Genomic DNA, 392 nt, shown 5'->3' with positions numbered 1-392 from the left:
AGATCTTGGCGGAAGCTTTACGTTTAATCCAATACCAACCGATGGTGCAACAATAAACGCAACTAGCGGAACAGTAACTAATGGAATTTCTGGAACAACCTATACTATAGAATACACGAGTCCAGGAACCTGCGGAACAATTAGCACACAAACGGTTACGGTTTTAACTTTAGGAAATGCTTCATTTTCTACGACAGCAACTTGTGATGGCGGCACCGCAAATATCACAGGAGATCTTGGTGGGAGTTTTGTTTTTAATCCGATCCCAACCGATGGAGCCACGATAGATGCAACTAGCGGAGCGGTAACTAATGGAATTTCCGGGACGACCTATACGATAGAATACGCAAGTCCAGGAACCTGCGGAACAACTAGCACCGAAACAGTAACTG

1 protein-coding gene is annotated in these 392 nt (G+C 44.6%); it reads left to right on the top strand.

What is annotated here, in order from left to right; translation table 11 throughout:
* Window positions 1-392 (top strand): hypothetical protein (locus ACVCXO_RS13940; protein ID WP_452230198.1); only part of this gene is annotated, 392 nt, incomplete at both ends.

The organism is Lacinutrix sp. MEBiC02404 (genome assembly GCF_053601575.1).
This window is presented reverse-complemented; position numbering and strand designations above follow the sequence as displayed.